Annotated in this window: 1 protein-coding gene; it reads right to left on the minus strand. The window is 66.2% G+C overall.

Translation table 11 applies throughout. The features are described from left to right. Nucleotides 1-262, minus strand: a 262-nt coding sequence (locus J0A65_RS27130; protein WP_416135353.1) for a hypothetical protein, incomplete at its 3' end; no start/stop codon positions are given. Nucleotides 263-287 lie beyond the last annotated feature (25 nt).

Raw genomic sequence — 287 nt, forward strand, 5'->3', positions numbered from 1 at the left:
GGTCACGCCAGCGCTGGGACAACTCGCGCATGAACAATACCGGCAGCGCGCCTGACGCCGTGCCGAGAGCGCACAACAGCCCGCCCTGCAAGGCATCCATCAAGCGTGGCTGCGCGTGCGGATCGAGCAGCGCGGTCGACTGGATGAACAGCAGCAACGCACCGCTGAACAGGATGGCCCCACCCAGCAGATAGCGCAGTACTCGTCCGTTGGCGGCTGCCGAGGGGCTCAGCAAGGTTCGCCGCAGCATCACCAGGCGCATCCTCAGCTCGATGCCCGTCGGAATC

Source organism: Bowmanella yangjiangensis, from assembly GCF_017255015.1.
In the GTDB taxonomy this organism is placed as follows: Bacteria; Pseudomonadota; Gammaproteobacteria; order Enterobacterales; family Alteromonadaceae; genus Bowmanella; species Bowmanella yangjiangensis.